The 14,733-nt window shown below is 59.2% G+C and carries 11 protein-coding genes; 4 read left to right on the forward strand and 7 right to left on the reverse strand.

Annotated elements, in window-relative coordinates:
- Nucleotides 1–55: 55 nt before the first annotated feature.
- The 5 genes from GC177_02820 to phaZ form a co-directional block, all read right to left on the reverse strand.
- Nucleotides 56–1,216 carry a hypothetical protein gene (locus GC177_02820; protein ID MBI1274888.1) on the reverse strand — a complete coding sequence of 387 codons (1,161 nt, stop codon included), beginning with the start codon at nt 1,214–1,216 and terminating at the stop codon, nt 56–58.
- On the reverse strand, nt 1,213–2,379 hold the full coding sequence (locus GC177_02825; GenBank protein MBI1274889.1) for a hypothetical protein: 1,167 nt from the start codon (nt 2,377–2,379) through the stop codon (nt 1,213–1,215). The genes GC177_02820 and GC177_02825 overlap by 4 nt, the downstream gene beginning before the upstream one ends.
- Complete coding sequence (locus tag GC177_02830) at nt 2,372–3,532, reverse strand: hypothetical protein (protein ID MBI1274890.1); 1,161 nt, start codon at nt 3,530–3,532, stop codon at nt 2,372–2,374. Before GC177_02830 ends, GC177_02825 begins: the two co-directional genes overlap by 8 nt.
- Before the next feature lie 84 nt (nt 3,533–3,616).
- Nucleotides 3,617–4,573 carry an ACP S-malonyltransferase gene (fabD, locus tag GC177_02835; protein MBI1274891.1) on the reverse strand — a complete coding sequence of 319 codons (957 nt, stop codon included), beginning with the start codon at nt 4,571–4,573 and terminating at the stop codon, nt 3,617–3,619.
- A 251-nt stretch (nt 4,574–4,824) separates the two neighbouring features.
- Nucleotides 4,825–6,105 (reverse strand): polyhydroxyalkanoate depolymerase, encoded by a 1,281-nt coding sequence (phaZ, locus tag GC177_02840; GenBank protein ID MBI1274892.1) that lies wholly within the window; start codon nt 6,103–6,105, stop codon nt 4,825–4,827.
- A 279-nt stretch (nt 6,106–6,384) separates the two neighbouring features.
- On the opposite strand from phaZ, the gene GC177_02845 reads away from it, so the two are divergent.
- Entirely contained in the window at nt 6,385–7,128 is a 744-nt protein-coding gene (locus tag GC177_02845) for a hypothetical protein (GenBank protein MBI1274893.1), read from the forward strand.
- A gap of 79 nt (nt 7,129–7,207) precedes the next feature.
- Here the strand turns inward: GC177_02845 and glpX are convergent, their stop codons facing one another.
- Together glpX and GC177_02855 are read right to left on the reverse strand one after the other, a co-directional pair.
- Entirely contained in the window at nt 7,208–8,176 is a 969-nt protein-coding gene (gene glpX, locus GC177_02850) for a class II fructose-bisphosphatase (protein MBI1274894.1), read from the reverse strand.
- Between the two features lie 66 nt (nt 8,177–8,242).
- Nucleotides 8,243–9,532, reverse strand: a complete 1,290-nt coding sequence (locus GC177_02855) for a homoserine dehydrogenase (GenBank protein MBI1274895.1) — start codon at nt 9,530–9,532, stop codon at nt 8,243–8,245.
- Nucleotides 9,533–9,808: 276 nt separating this feature from the next.
- On the opposite strand from GC177_02855, the gene GC177_02860 reads away from it, so the two are divergent.
- The 3 genes from GC177_02860 (at nt 9,809) to GC177_02870 (ending at nt 14,731) form a co-directional block, all read left to right on the forward strand.
- Complete coding sequence (locus GC177_02860; GenBank protein MBI1274896.1) at nt 9,809–11,506, forward strand: alpha-keto acid decarboxylase family protein; 1,698 nt, start codon at nt 9,809–9,811, stop codon at nt 11,504–11,506.
- Between the two features lie 82 nt (nt 11,507–11,588).
- Nucleotides 11,589–13,571 (forward strand): AsmA family protein, encoded by a 1,983-nt coding sequence (locus tag GC177_02865; protein ID MBI1274897.1) that lies wholly within the window; start codon nt 11,589–11,591, stop codon nt 13,569–13,571.
- Nucleotides 13,572–13,636: 65 nt separating this feature from the next.
- Nucleotides 13,637–14,731 (forward strand): hypothetical protein, encoded by a 1,095-nt coding sequence (locus GC177_02870; GenBank protein MBI1274898.1) that lies wholly within the window; start codon nt 13,637–13,639, stop codon nt 14,729–14,731.
- The last annotated feature ends 2 nt before the right edge of the window (nt 14,732–14,733 follow it).

Genomic DNA, 14,733 nt, shown 5'->3' on the forward strand with positions numbered 1-14,733 from the left:
ACTTATTCTGGCCCAAATGCCAAAGAGAAATCGCCACCCTCAGGCAAACCGCCCCCTAGGGCTGGCGGATATCCTGCCCGTCCTGGCGCAGGTTTTCCATATAAGCCGCAAGCGGTTTGAGGTAATTCGGTAGGTTTTCATAGCTTTCCATTGCCCGGCCGACGAGCAGCCAGTCCATGTAATCGTAAAAATCGGTCTGCCTGGGATAATCCCGCACGAAAACCGCGCTGTAATCCAGTCGTTCATCGTCCGTTCGCGACAGGGCGGAAAGCTTTTGCCATGCCTTGGCCTTGCTTTGGGCGAACACGTCCGGAGATTCGCTCCCGCCCGTCAGGCCGGGGTTCATCATGGCGCGGTAATGCTCGGTCAGGCTGGTCTCTGCCATCAGGCTGTCGCATTCCCCAAGCCGCAGGGCGGCATCGACCGCTTCTTTGCTATGCAGCTTAAGCGAAGGGATAAGCAGCGGGTGATGCGAACGGCTGTCATTCAGCCCGTAGGCAATGCGGTTCAGGCAGTAAAGCCGGGTAAGGTAGCCATCGCTGTTTGGAATGGTGAGTTCCTTACCGTCGCGCGCAAGAAAACCAATCAACGGTTCATGCGACAGCGGGCAGTCGGGAGAGGCCAGCAGGTCGGCAGCTTTCTGGATTTCATGTTGAAGTTCATCCAGCCTGGCCGCATAGGCGCCACCATCATCCGGCAATGCCTGGCGGAGCATCTCTTCATCCTGTTTCGGCAGGTTGCGTCCGGCCCGCCACTGCATCGCTGCCAGAAAACCAGTCCGGTCGTGGGAATCATTCCCACCCCATTGCAGGTCATGATAACGCTCCTTGAAGGTAACGCTGCTTCTCCTGTCAACGGCAATGCCCTTCTCCCGCAGTGCGCCTGCCCACCAGTCCATGGCTTCGCCCATCATCATGCTGTAGGTTTTGCATGCGTCATCGCACCGCTGAACAAGCTCACGGCTGGCGGCGCTCATGCGTTGCTGGTTCACATGTTGCCATAGCCCGATTGCCCCCATGCGCCCGAGGTTATGGATATCCACCAGATGGTTTGCATCCATCGCCTCGTCGCCTGCCCGGTGGATGGATGGCGCCCCGGCATGGCGATAAACCATATGATACCCAAGCTCCTGAAACAAAAACGCCGCCTGCATTGGGGTAAGGGCAAGGAAAGGGGCGAAAGGGTACGGGCTGCCGTGAATAAGCCGTTCGTTCATTCGAAACCCCGTTCCTGTTCCATGGGTCGCAGCGTTTCCATATAGGCATGCAGCGGCTTCAGGAAATCTGGCAGGGCCATGTGCTCGTCCATCATTTTGCCGAGCAGCAGCCAGTCCAGCCAGGCGCTGCGCTCGGGCGTCGATTCCACGGCAAGGCTGAAGAACAGGTCGTAATCAAGCCCGCCCTCTGCCGTATGCGGCAGAGACTGGAACACCCCAAGCGCGCGGACCTTATGGCTTGCAAACGCATTCTGCATGCCCTGGGCGTCGGGGGCGATGATGCGCATCATCGCCCGGTAATCCTCCATCCGGCAGGCGGTAGCCATATCCTCGTCCAGATGCCCCAGCTTAACGGCGGAATCCTTACCCTCGGCGGTGCGGTCCTTGAGCGCGGCGATGAGAACCGGGTGATGATGACGGCTGTCATTCAACCCTCGCCCGGTCTGGTTCAGGCAATAGAGGTTAAGCAACAGGTTGCGCTGGTTGGGGATGATGATGGGGTTGCCTTCGGGATAGTCGAAAGGAATGGCCGCCTCACCGGAAAGCGGGCAGCGCCCCTCATTCAGCAGGCCGGTCAGTTCAAGCAGTTCCTCTTCCAGCGCCAGGATTTCCCGGCTGGTTGCCTCCGGCACGTCACGTTGAGCGTGTTTCAGCGCCAAAACGTCGGATGGCCAGGGAATATCGTCCAGCGCTCCACCCGCATACCATCGCAGCACATTCAGAAAACCCACATCATCAACCGAAGAGCCCTGCGCCCAGCCAAATCCGGGATAGCGGGTTCTAAACGAGGAAGTCACCTCGCGGGAGTGGCGTACTTCCGGGTCGTCAATACTGTTTTTCCACCATTGCAGGGCTTCGCCGGTCAGCTGGGCGTAACGGCTGCAGGCGGCATCGCAGCGCTGAATAAAGGCACGGCTTTCCGGGCTTAACGCCTCCTGGTCGACATGCTGCCAGATGCCGAGTGCACCCATGCGCGCCAGATTATGCAAATCCACCAGGTGCCGTTCCTGCCGTGCGGGCTCGCCCGCGCGCGCCGTGGATGCCGCCCCGCGATATTCCCCATACATCAGCATGGCGATATCCATGAAAAAATTGCCCGCCTCAAGCGGCATCATCGCCAGAAACGGCTCAAACGGGTAGGGGCTGTGTGTCGCATTATTCATAACGCGCCTCCTGCCCGTCCGGCTGCCGGACGGATTCCATATAGGCATGCAGCGGCTTCAGGAAATCCGGCAGGTTGGCATGCTCATCCAGCGCGGTCCCGAGCAGCAGCCAGTCCAGCCATTCGCCCACATGGCCATAACCCTCGGCCTTCCGGATGAACAGGTCATGAAGGTCAATCCCTGCCTCCCTATGGTGGGGTAGGGTTGTGAATTTCTTCAGCCCGCGTTCCTTATGGAAGGCAAAACCGTTGCCCGTTATGGCGCCCTCCGCCAGCGCGGGGTTGAGCGTGGCACGGAAATCCTCTTCCCCCGAACCATTGCGGATCAGCTCATCCATGGTCTTGAGACGCTCCACCGCATCCACCCCCTCGTAGGAATATAGCTTGAGGGAGGGGATGAGAGACGGGTGATGGTGTCGGCTGTCATTCAGGCCGAGCGCCGTCTGGTGCAGGCAGTAAAGCGCCATGAGCATCCGGTTGGTATTGGGCAAAAGAAGGGGGGCGTTTTCCGGGAAGATGAGGGGGATGAAATCTTCCTCAAGCAGCGGGCAGCGGCCGTTTTCCAGCATGTCCGCCAGTTCCCTCAACTGGTCGTCCAATATATAAATCTCGGTTTGAACGGCGGCCGGAACATCCTGCGCGGCCCGCTTCAGCCGGTGATAATCGTCATAATGCGAAATCAGGTCGAAACTCTGGCCGGAATACCATTTCAGCACGGCGAAAAAGCCGGTCCAGTCATGCTGGTTGCCGCGCTTCCATTCCAGGCCGGGATAGCGCGCGCGAAACGCGCCGGTTACGTCGCGCGTGTGGGCGATGCCGTCATCCCCCACATGCTCCTTCCACCATTGCAGCGCCTCGCCGACCAGTTCCGCATAGCGGCTGCACGCCGCGTCGCATTGCTGGATGAAGGCCTGGCTGGCGGGGCTCAGTTTGCTTTGGTCCACCAGTTCCCAAAGGCTGTATGCGCCTATGCGCGCCAGGCTGTGCACGTCAACGGCATGGGGTTCCGGCGGAGGGGGGCTGCCCGCGCGCCGGGTGGAAACCGCTCCACCCGAATGGTGCGGCATATGGTCGGCCATCACGGAAAAGAGCTTGCCCGCCTCATAGGGGGTCATGGCGAGGAACGGCTCAAAAGGGTAGGGGCGGTTCGGCATGGCGGCTCATGGAAGAAAAACAAGCCTTTATGGCGCTTTCTTGCAACAAAACCATGTCACTGGAATGACAAAATCATGACGGCCTTAGGCCGCAATGGGCTCATTCAGCAGTTTTTCAAGCGCTTCCAGGTCCGCCGGGGAGGAAACGCTGATGGCGCGCACCTCCCGGTTGATGCGCTTGGTAAGCCCGGTCAGCACGTTGCCATGGCCGATTTCCACCAGCGTTTTCACGCCGTTATCCACCATATAATTCACACTTTCCCTCCAGCGCACCATGCCGGTCACCTGCTCGATCAGCAGGCGGCGGATAACATCGGGCTGCTCGGCTTCTTCGGCCGTGACATTGGCGATCAGCGGCACCACGGGTTTGTTGATGGTGGTCGCTTCCAGCGCCTGTTGCATCTTCTGCTGGGCGGAAAACATCAGGCTGCAATGGAAGGGCGCGCTGACGGCCAGCAGCACGCTGCGCTTAGCGCCGCGTTCCTTGGCCATGTCCACCGCGCGTTCGATGGCGCGTTTCGCCCCGCTTATCACCACTTGGCCGGGGCAGTTATCGTTGGCGATCTGGCAGGTATCGGTGCTGGCGCATGCATCGGTGATGCTTTTAATCTCGTCGATTTCCAGCCCAAGGATGGCGGCCATGGCGCCTTCGCCCACGGGCACGGCTTCCTGCATTGCCAGGCCGCGCAGTTTCAAAAGCCTGGCGGCATCGGCCAGCGTGAAGCTGCCCGCGGCGCACAGCGCGGAATATTCACCCAGTGAATGCCCGGCCACATAGGCAGCCTTGGCCGCCGTCAGGCCCAGCTGTTTTTCAATCACGCGCAAAATGGCCACCGAGGTGGTCATGATGGCGGGTTGCGTGTTCACCGTCAGCGTCAAATCGCTTTCCGGTCCTTCAAAAATGATTTTGCTCAGCTTGAAGCCGATGGCGTCGTCCGCCTCTTCAAACACATGGCGCGCCTCCGCATAACTCTCGGCAAAAGCCTTTCCCATCCCAACAGCCTGGGAACCCTGTCCCGGAAACGTAAGCGCCAGCGGCATATCAAACCTCAATTCAAATTGGAGGCGAATGCTAACCTTGCCGCATGGCAATGTCAAAGCCGGAGCGAGTCATCCCTTTCGGCCTCCCGTCACCCCAGCCGTGAGCGCGGCGCGTACGCCGCTGTTCCATTGCGCAGCAACGCGAAGCAGGGAACAAACATATATAAGCAGAGCGCGGCGTCTGCGCGAAGCGCAGGGTTATTAACTTCGCCGCTGTTCCATTGCGCAGCAACGCGAAGCAGATAACAAACTTATAATGAAGCCGAGCGAAGCGAAGACACCTGCACGGCGGGCGCTTTATTATGCGCATTGCAGAAATCCACAATGATCGGCACCACATGCTCGCGGTATTTGCGGCCGTTGAAGATGCCGTAATGGCCCACGCCCGGCTGGCAATGGTGGTGCTTCATGTCCTCGGGCAGGTTTTTGCACAGCTTCTGCGCGGCCTTCGTCTGGCCCACGCCGGAAATATCGTCCAGTTCCCCTTCCAGCGTCAAAAGCGCCGTGCGTGTAATGGCCGAAGGCTGAATTTTCCGCCCGCGTGACACCATCTTGCCGCGGGGCAGGGAATGATCCTGAAACACTGTTTTGATCGTCTGCAGGTAGAATTCCGCCGGCAGATCGAGCACGGAGAGATATTCATTGTAAAACTTGCGGTGCGCCTCGGCGGATTCGCCGTCGCCCTTCACCAGATGCTGAAACAACTTGATATGCTCGCCGATATGGCGTTCCAGGTTCAGCTGCATAAAGCCCGAAAGCTGCAAAAATCCCGGATACACACGGCGCATAAAGCCCGGATAATTGAACGGCACCCGCGTCACCACATTCTGCTCAAACCAGTTGAGCGAGCGCGTATAGGCCAGGCGGTTCACTTCGGTGGGGTTGATGCGCGTGTCGATCGGCCCGCCGATCAGCGTCATGGAGCGCGGCGCCTTGGGGTTTTCTTCCGCATTCATGATGGAAACGGCCGCCAGCACGGGCACGGCAGGCTGGCACACGGCCAGCACATGCACTTCCGGCCCGAGCACGGAGATGAATTCATGTACGTAATCAATATAATCATCCAGGTCGAACGTGCCTTCATAAACAGGCACTTCGCGCGCATCCATCCAGTCGGTGATATAGACCTCAAAATGCGGGATCAGCGCTTCCACCGTGCCGCGCAGCAGCGTGGCGTAATGGCCCGAAAGCGGTGCTACCACCAGCATTTTCGGCAGATGGCTCGTGTGGTGATGCTGAAATTTCAGCAGCGTGCAGAAGGGTTTTTCCATCACCGCCTTTTCGGTCACCTTGTAGGTTTTGCCGTCAATGACGGTTTCGGTGAGGCCAAATTCCGGCTTGTTATATTTGCGGGTAACGCGCTCCAGCAACTCGCTTCCGGCGGCCATGTGGCGGGAGCCGGGCATATAGGCAAGCGGGCTGGCGGGGTTGGTGTAAAGCTCACGCCCCATTTTAGCGAGCATCTGGAGCGGTGCGAAGCTGGCCTTATGCCATTCGTGCATCTGGTAAAGGCCGCTATTTTCAAGAAACATACAAAAATCCGTTATTGGTGACGCTGCAGGGCAGCAAACTAGACAAACCCATCATAACAGGGAACCCCTAAGAGTTCCTTTCCAATTCGCGCTCGCAGCAAAATCCGCGCAAAACGATAAATAGTCAACATCTTGTGTTTGTCATCCACAAAACGCTGCAATTTTAGCGATAGTTTGTGCTGGAAAGCAACGCACAAATCCGCTAACAATCGGTAAATATCGAAGCTATGTGTAGCCACATAAGTTTTCGAGACACATGTTTTACAAGGGAGTGTTTGCATGTTTCGTCGGCGCGATGTCACGGCACTGCTGGAAACCGAAAATCAGGTGGATGCAGCCGAAGCCTATAATGAAGCCACCGCAGCCGATACATTGGACGACATGCCGACCGACGGCTCCCCCCAGTCCATGAGCTACAATAAAGGCGAAAAACGTTCGCTTTCCGAGCATTTTGCCGAGCAGTCCCGCCCGGTGCGTCAGGCCTCCAGCCTGCCGCCGCGCCAGCCCATGCCCCCGTTCCCGGCCAGCAATGGCATGGCCACGGCCACCAGCATCACCCCCTCGAGCAGCGCGCCCCAGTCGGCCACGCTTGGTTCCCTGCTCGACAATGGCGAGCTGGAAGGGCAGAAGCGCATCCTCCGCGTCGGTGTGGAAACGGTTCTCAAAGGCGAAATCAGCCATTGCGACCGCGTCGTCATCGAAGGCCAGGTGGAAGCCCAGATGAAAGAAGTCGAGAGCATGCGCATCACCGATGGCGGCTCATTCGTCGGCACGGCCCGCGTCGGCTCCGCAGAGATCAGCGGCCGCTTTGAAGGCGAGCTGGTCGTCACCGGCCTGCTCACCATCGACGAAACCGGCTCCGTCAAAGGTAAAATCGCTTATGGCGCCATCGAAATCCGTCGTGGCGGCAGCATGTCCGGCGAAATCCGCATTGCTGGCATCGAGGATGGCGAAGCCAAAGCCCTGCCGTTCGACCTTCCGGCCAAATCCTCCCTGCGCCGCAAGCCGGTGGCCGCTGCTTAAGCACAGCCCGCTTGAAACAGAAAACCCCGCGTGATTGCTCACGCGGGGTTTTTTATTGCCCAGCGAAAGGCAAAGGGGCTTACATCCCCTCCGTCCAGTCTTCCTTGCGGGTGAAGTTATGTTCGGCTTCCACATAGCGCACCGTGCCGGTTTTGGAGCGCATCACCAGCGAATGCGTGCTGGCGCCGCCCTGCGTACGGCGCACGCCCTTCAGCATGAAGCCGTCGGTCACGCCGGTGGCGGCGAACATCACATCGCCCTTGGCCATGTCCGTCATGCTGTAAATGCGGTTGAAATCCTCCACGCCCATGCGCTTGGCGCGCGTCTTTTCCTCTTCCTTGCGGAAGAGCAGGCGCCCCTGCATCTGCCCGCCGATGCAGCGCAGCGCGGCCGCGGCCAGCACGCCTTCCGGCGCGCCGCCCGTGCCCACATACATGTCGCCCACCGCCTGCGGTGTGGCGGTGGCAATAATTCCCGCCACATCGCCATCGCCGATCAGCTGCACGCGCGCGCCCGTTTCCCGGGTTTTGGCGATCAGTTCCTGATGGCGCTCGCGGTCGAGGATGATGACCACAATATCCGACGGGTCGCATTTCTTCGCTTTGGCCAGGTTTTTCACATTCTCAAGCGGGGAGGCGTCGATATGGATGACACCTGCAGGCAAGCCGCCGCCCACTGCGATTTTTTCCATATAGACATCCGGCGCATGCAAAAAGCCGCCGGCTTCGGCCATGGCCATCACGCTCATGGAATTCACGCCGCCCGTGGCGCAGATGGTCGTGCCTTCCAGCGGGTCCAGCGCGATATCCACCTTCGGTCCGTTATTATTGCCGACCTTTTCGCCGATATAAAGCATTGGCGCCTCGTCGCGCTCGCCTTCGCCAATCACCACCGTGCCCTCGATCGGCAGGGTATTGAGCGCACGCCGCATGGCTTCCACCGCGGCACGGTCGGCGGCCTTCTCATCCCCGCGTCCCATCCAGCGGGAGCAGGCAAGCGCGGCGGCTTCCGTCACGCGCACGGCTTCCAGCGCCAGGTTGCGGTCCAGCGTCAGGGCTTCGATATCACCATTGGCGGTGAGTTTGGTTGCGGCAAACGTCATGTTTTTATTCTCCTATAAATCAGCGATCCTGAGCATCAGCGGCTCATCCAAACAAAAATCCAACTGGCCAATGCGCGTCAGCGCCTGACTCAGCGAGCCCTCACGCACCGGGTGCACCACAATCACCACATCCACCGGCTCCGCCGGTTTGTAGGAATGCTGAATGCAGGCTTTGACCGACACGTTATGGCGGTAGAACACATCGCTGATGGCCGCCAGCACGCCGGGGCGATCCACCACGCGGAAGCGGATATAGCAGCTCGCCACACGGTCTGCCGCAGGGAAAATGGCAGGCGTGGCCAGCTTATCGGCAGGCAGCCCGAACGGGTACAGATGGTGCCCGCGCGCAATCGCCACCACATCGGCCATCACGGCGCTGGCCGTGGCATCGCCGCCCGCGCCGCGTCCTTCGATGAACATCGGTCCGGCAGCATGGCTCAGCACTTCCACGGCGTTATATTCCGCCGATACCTTGCCCATCGGCTGATTGGTGCCCACCAGGAACGGATGCACCCGCTGCGACAGCCGGTCCTCGATCCACTCGGCAATGCCAAGCAGCTTGATATGAAAGCCCAGGCTCTTGGCATAGTCGATATCCTGCGGCGTAATCCGGCGGATACCCTCCACCTCCACATGGTCGAAATCCACCTGCGCGCCAAAAGCGAGGCTGGCCAGAATCGCCAGCTTATGCGCGGAATCGATCCCATCAATGTCAAAGCTCGGGTCTGCTTCTGCAAAGCCCAAATCCTGCGCCTCGCGCAGAATCACCTCAAACGGCTGGCCGGATTTCTCCATGCTGGTCAGCATAAAGTTGCAGGTGCCGTTCAAAATCCCCGCCACGCGCGAAATCCGGTTGGCCGCCAGCCCTTCACGCAAAACGGAAAGGATCGGGATTGCCCCTGCCACCGCCGCCTCGAAACGCAGCGCCACCTGATGCTTCTCCGCCAGCTTGGCCAGTTCATGCCCGTGCTGGGCGATCATCGCCTTGTTGGCGGTAATGACATGCTTGCCGTTTTTCAGCGCCAGCCTGCACAGCTCCAGCGCCATGCCCTCGGCCCCGCCGATCAGCTCCACCACCGCATCCACGCTTTTATCCTTGGCCAGCTCCAGCGGGTGCTCCGCCCAGCTGTAGCCGTCCAGCTTCACGCTGCGGTTCTTCGTGCGGCTATGCGCGCTGACGGAGGTGATGCGCACCGGCATGCCCGCGCGGGCGGCCAGCAAATCGGCCTGCTGCTGCACCAGCCGCACCACGCCGCTGCCAACCGTTCCAAGCCCTGCAATGCCCAGCCGTAATTCGTCCATACTCTCATGGCCCCGAAAATGAACCGGTATAAATAAAGACTTTCAGGGAATTTGTATAGCGTAACGAAACATGCTGTGTTGGAGCAGATGGACTGGGCCATCCATGCGGAGCATGGCAAACGAAAAGGCCCCGCCCGCTAATGCGGGCGTAACCCTGCGCGAAGAGCAGGTTAGGAAAGGTATGGCAACTAACCATCGGTTGGTTGCCATACAGTCGCTTGCAAAGCGCACGAAACCTTCTACAAAAGCCCATTATAATAATGACAGGGCAAGAACATGGCCAAGCAACAAACCATCGGCGAATTCCTTTTCGACTACATCCACAAAAAAGGCGCGCGCCACGTCTTCGGCATTCCGGGTGACTTTGCTTTGCCCACCTTCCGCTGGCTGGAAAAAGCCCCGCTTGAGATCATCACCATGACGCACGAGCCCTCCGTCGGCTTCGCCGCCGACGCCTACGCCCGCCAGATGGGCCTTGGCGTGGCGCTGGTCACCTATTGCGTCGGCGGCCTCAACCTGCTCAACCCCGTCGCCTGCGCCTATGCCGAAAAAAGCCCGCTGCTGGTCATCTCCGGCGGCCCGAGCCCGCGTGAGCGCTCCGGCGATACCATGATCCATCACAAGGTCCGCACCTTCGACACCCAGCGCCGCATCTTCGAGGAAGTCACCTGCGCCAACACCGTGCTGACCGACCCCGAAACCGCGGCCAACGAAATCATGCGCGTCATCGATGCCGTGATGGACCAGTGCCGCCCTGGTTACATCGAAGTACCCTACGATGTGGTCGATCTCCCCATTTCTCCGCCGCAGCCCCGCGCCAAAGAAGTCGTCATCTCCGACGCCAAGGTGCTGGAAGCCGGCATCGCCGATGCGGTGGAATTCATCAACAGGGCCAAACAGCCCGTCATCATCGCGGGGGTGGAACTCCACCGCCACGGCATCACCGACAAGGCCGTGGAAATCGCCAAGGCCTTTAACATCCCCATTGCCGCCGACATCCTTTCCAAATCCGTCATCCGCGAGACCAACCCTCACTATATCGGCGTCTTCTCCGGCAACCTGTCGGACCCCAAATGCCAGGAATATGTCGATAAAAGCGATTGCGTCATCCTCCTCGGCACCTTCGTGACAGATGTTTTCTTCGGCTTCATCCCGAACGAACTGGACAAATCCGGCACCATCCTGGTGACCACCGAGAAATGCCGCGTCGGCTACCGCACCTACGACAATGTGCGCATGGATGATTTCATGGACGCGCTGCTGAAAGCCCCCGTGAAAAAGCGCGAGGATTTCGTCAATCCCAACCCCGCCAAAACGATGGAACCGCTTTCCGATGCCGACATGAAGGGCGAGCTGAAAGTGCCGCATTTCTTCAACGTGCTCGCCGCCAACCTGGGCGAGGACGACACGCTCACCTGCGACGTGGGCGATGCGCTTTTCGGCGCGGTGGAACTGCGCACCCGCCAGCGCAGCAATTTCATTGCCGATGCGTTTTACCTCTCCATGGGCTTTGCCGTGCCTGCCGCCCTTGGGGCGATTGCCGCCAAACGCGCCCTAAGCAAGGATGCGGGCAAGGGCATCGGCAACGGTCGCGTCTTTGCACTGGTGGGCGATGGCGCTTTCCAGATGACCGGCATCGAATATTCCTCCGCCGCGCGCTTCAAGATGGCCCCCATTGTGATTGTGATGAACAACGACGGCTACGGCACCCAGCGCCACATCATCGACGGCCCCTTCAACAACCTCCAGCGCTGGAACTATCACAAGGTGCCGGAGATGGTCGGCGTTGGCAAAGGCCTGAAGGTCTCCACACCCGCCGAATTCGACGCCGCGTTGAAAGAAGCCATCGCCAGCGATCAGCCCTACCTGATCGAGGCTATCATCCCGCGCAATTCCAGCAGCAACTCGCTGGTGCGTGTGGGGGAGGGACTCTCCAGCCAGCGCGACGCCACCAAGCGCACAAAAGCCGCTTGATTTTTTAGCGGTTTGGGTCTTTTGTGCCTTCCGCGGTGCAGCATTTGCCTGAACCGCACGGATAGATATTGAGGTAAGATCAATGAAAAAACTCGTCATTTTCCTTCTGGTAATCGCCGCCCTCATCGGCGCGGCCTGGGTAGCCATCCCCATGCTGGTATCGAAGGAAAAGGTCGTGGCCATGGTGGCCGAGCAGGTGAAAGCCAAAACCGGGCGTGACCTGAAAATCACCGGCGATGTCTCCGTCGGCATCTGGCCCAACATCGCCGTCAACCTGGGCGATGTCTCCCTCAGCAACGCCCCCTGGGCGAGCGACCCCACCATGCTGACGATGAAGAAACTCTCCGTCTCGCTTCAGGTGATGCCGCTGCTCAAAAAAGAGATCCGCGTCGATGAACTCACCCTCATCGAGCCGGTCGTGTTTCTGGAAAAGAACGCCAAAGGCCAGGCCAACTGGCAGTTCGAAACCGCCTATGACCTTCTCTCCCGCCGCGTGAACGTGGCCGACAATGCCCCCGCGCAGCAGCAGGCAGGCGCCATTCCCGCGCTGGCCGCCATTTCACTCAGCAAGGTGACGATCGAGAACGGCTCTATCAATTATCAGGACAAGGCCTCCAAAACCGCGCAAAGCGTCCATGAGCTCGACCTCAAGCTGGGGCTGAAGAATCTTTCCGACCCGCTTGAGCTGGACGCCAAGGCCGAGTTCCAGGGCAAGCCCATTTCCGTCAAAGGCAACCTGGCCAGCGTGCAGCGCTATCTGGATGGCGAGGCCCCCGCCGTGAAGGCCGAGCTCACCTATGCCGGTCTGAAAACCGTGTTCGATGGCACGCTCAACCCTTCCACCAAAGCACCTGGCGTGCAGGGCAACATGGTGGTGAATGCCGATAACCTGGCCGATGTCCTCGGCAAATTCGGCATCAAAACCGGCATGCCCGACGGCACGCTGAAAAATTTCATGCTCAAAGGCGCGCTTCGCGCCAACGAAGCCGAAGTGGCGCTGGAACATTCCCACCTGGTGCTGGATGCCGTGGAACTGGACGGCACCATGCGTGCCAACATCGCGGGTAAAACCCCCGCCATCCGCCTGGACCTCGCCGGTCCCGCGCTCGACCTCTCTCCTTATTTCCCGAAAAAGCAAGCCGATGGCTCCGCCTGGATGCCGAGCTGGATCAGCGATGCCCATGCCGAAGCCATGCCCTACAGCACCGAGGCGTTTGACCTGAAAGCGCTGAAAAGCCTGGATTTCGGGGGCAAGTTCAAATTCGGCAAATTGATCTTCCATCAATTCACCCTCAGCAATGTCGTGTCCGATGCCGTGGTGAAAAACGGCCGCGCCAATTTCAGCATTCCCGCCATGCAGCTTTTCAGCGGCGCGGGTGACCTGGAGGTGACGCTGGATGCCAACGGCACGCCCGCCCTCACGCTTGCCAGCAAGCTCACTGGCATTCAGGTCGAGCCGCTGCTGATCGCCCTCAACAACATCGACAAGCTCACCGGCAAGGGCAATGCGGTTATCAACGTTTCCGGCACCGGCACCAGCGTGCAGGGCATCATGAACAGCCTTGGCGGCATGGCGGATATCCGCTTGAAAGACGGCAAGATCAAAGGCATCGACCTGGCCCAGGCCATGCGCGATCTCAAATCCGTCTTCAACCCCGCGCGCGACAGCACCCCCCGTTCTACCGACTTCAGCGAGTTCGGCGGCAGCTTTGCCATCAAACAGGGCGTAGCACATACGGAAGACCTCGCCATGATGGCCCCCTTCGCCCGCCTCACGGCGCAAGGCGATGTGGACATCGCCCGCCAGCGTTTCGACATGAAGGTCCAGCCCCGTGTCGTCGGCTCCATGAAAGGCCAGGGTGGCGAGCTGAACAACAAGGGCCTGATGGTCCCCCTCAAGGTCAGCGGCCCCTTCAACGATCCTTCCATTGCGCCGGACCTGGAAGCCATCCAGAAGGAAGTCTTCAAGCCTGAAAATATCCAAAAAGCCATCCAGGACCCCAAAGCTGCCAAAGAACAGATCAAGGAACTCGGCAAGCAGCTCAACCTGAAAAAGCTCTTTTAGTTAATTTTTTAACTAATTTTTGATGCCGGGACGGTATCCTTCTCTCAACAAGAGAGGGGTTCTTCATGGCCATCCGAACCACGCGCACGGGCAGACTGAATGACGATGTTTCCGATTGCGCCATTCACTTCCATACGGACAGCAATACGTTTGATCTGGTGATCCATGTCAAACCTGCGCTGGGCTGGGCCCGGCTGGAACGGGAAAATGTTGAACAATGGCTAAGCGATACAGGCATGGGGAACATAGGTGACCGGCTGAGCTTTACCCACGTGAATCTTCAGAGCGGTGAACACCAGGAGCATGATATTCGCCTTCAGGGGCTGGATATCCGCGAATTGTTGACCATCACGCGCGCTGCGCGCGCCACGTCGCCCATCGGCAGGCATGGCGGCCTGTTGGCCACTCAGGCTGAAAACTTTACGGAAACCATGGCCTATGCCGAAATCATGGGGCATGACCTGAACGCCCGCATCGGCATGGTGATGGGCGAAATGAGGGTGGAGGAACCTACACCCTCCAACGCCGTTATATCTGCGAAAACATTGCCCCACAATGTATGGCATACGGCGACGGAGGAACTCTCCGGTGGTGCTCTGACCAAGATATTCATCGCGGTGCCCGATACCGATGTGCTGGGTAAAGGTAACGCAGCCGATGGCAGTGACCCCGATATATTATTCGAAATTTCCATGAATCGGGAATGTTTAGGCAATGCATTTGCCGCGCAGAATATAGCGCGTAATATCCGCGAAATCATGGGGCTGGAACTCAGGGGACAAGTCACCAGACCCGGCAGTCTCGATGCCGACAATCTGTTGGAGGATGACAAACTATTCGCCTCGATTAGCTTTGAAGGCACCCCCCGCCAGGGACGCATGCTGGCGGAATGTTATGAAGCGGATAGCGAGGTTCACTTTAACCTGCGCGTGCCCACCAGTTCCGGTCATCAGGTGGCAGAAATCCTTAATATGCTGCTGAGCGAAAAAGGCGTGGGTGATGACGGCAAACCGCTGGTAACGACGGAAGTCGCCGCGCACATCCGCTCCACCATTGCCGAAGTTTACAGCCCGCCCGACATTGCCGGTCAGGTCAATGAAACCGGCAGCGACATTCCCGGACCGCCGGACCCGGCACAAAGCGCCGCCATCTGGAACTGACG

Source organism: bacterium (genome assembly GCA_016124905.1).
Taxonomy (GTDB): domain Bacteria; phylum Pseudomonadota; class Alphaproteobacteria; order Rickettsiales; family RI-342; genus RI-342.